The sequence below is a fragment of the Massilia sp. YIM B02443 genome (genome assembly GCF_030411955.1).
GTDB lineage: Bacteria > Pseudomonadota > Gammaproteobacteria > Burkholderiales > Burkholderiaceae_D > Telluria.
The window spans coordinates 1-942 of record NZ_JASNRA010000065.1 but is presented as its reverse complement, the minus strand read 5'-3'; the positions used below and the strand labels follow the sequence as shown (position 1 = coordinate 942).

1 protein-coding gene is annotated in these 942 nt (G+C 54.2%); it reads right to left on the bottom strand.

Annotated elements, in window-relative coordinates; all coding sequences use genetic code 11:
• Positions 1–64: 64 nt before the first annotated feature.
• On the bottom strand, positions 65–942 hold an 878-nt coding region (locus tag QPK27_RS25180; RefSeq protein WP_290420883.1), incomplete at its 5' end, for an IS481 family transposase.

The following is a 942-nucleotide window of genomic DNA, read 5'->3' as shown; positions in this document are numbered from 1 at the left end:
TGTTTGGCACAGAGACATGGGTGACACATGTCTAGGGACATGGGTTACACATGTTGTTCGTATTCTAGCCCGTAATCCGGAGGTCGATTCTACCGACCTCTCGATCACAAAACACGACGCTTAAGAGCCCATCGGTGTCCGTTGGACGGATGGCGACAGGCTCCCCTACCAGGCCTTCACCTACAAAAAGTTGATGTGTCTTGTAGCTGATGTGGCCATTGCCTCGCACTTTTCGTACGACCTCATTTTCGTCGTATTCAATCAGCGGTAGCTCTTCCGGATATCGGCGTGCGCTGATGATATAGCGACTGGCCGGTGGTCTTTGGTTCAACGCGTGATGCGGGCGTATGGTGTTGTATTGTTCGCGCCAATCGTCAAAGGCGTACTGGCACGCATCGAGCGAGTGGAAACCCCTTCGTTCCAACAACTCGAGTTTGAGCGTGCGATGGAATCGCTCATCTTTTCCTTGGGTCTGAGGGTGCATTGGACGGCTATGACCGACGCGTACGCCGAGTCTTAGAAGCCAAACCTCGAACTTGGTAAGCCCATTTTGCTTTGGCGTCCCCCAAGGGTTGCCGTTGTCGCAGGTGAAGCGCTGAGGAAGGCCGTATTGCCGAAATACGTCTACCAGCGCATGTTTCACATGCTCAGCTGTCTCTCCGGGACACGCTTTGAGACAAATGGCAAAGCGCGAGTGATCATCCAAAACTGTCAGCGGATAACACCGTCCAGCATTTGGGTCAGTCAATGCGAAGTGGCCCTTGAAATCCATTTGCCACAGCAGATTCGGAGCCTCGTGCTCGAAGCGCTTGTTCGCTGGAGGCCCAGCATCGCCTGAAAGGATTACCTGTCGTCCGTGTCTACGCAGGATCGCCGCAATGGTGTTGGGGTGAGGCCTTGCGGTTTCCTCAGAAAGTAACCCTTGAAGCTTGCGTGGCCCCC